Annotated in this window: 1 protein-coding gene; it reads left to right on the top strand. The window is 68.1% G+C overall.

Annotated features, from left to right (window positions below):
- Positions 1–279: peptidoglycan-binding domain-containing protein (locus AC23L6_RS13410; protein WP_487570231.1), on the top strand; the 279-nt coding region annotated here is incomplete at both ends.

Raw genomic sequence — 279 nt, 5'->3', positions numbered from 1 at the left:
GGATGTGCGTCAGGTGCAGCAGATGCTGGCGGCGCTCGGGCACTACCGGTCCGGGATCGATGGGAAGGCGCAGGCGGGGACGGTCGCGGCGATCAAGCGGTGGCAGGGTTCGCTGGGTGTGCAGAAGACGGGGGTGATCGAGCCGGGAGACATCATCTTCGTCCCGGCTCTCCCCGCCCGGGTGACGCTGGATGTCAAGGTCGTCGATCGTGGTGCGGTGTTGGCTGGGGGTGAGCAGGTGTTGAGTGCTCTTCCCGCGGCGCCGGTGTTCGGCATCCC

The sequence above is a fragment of the Flavobacterium sp. R1_16 genome, from assembly GCF_057652095.1.
This window is presented reverse-complemented; position numbering and strand designations above follow the sequence as displayed.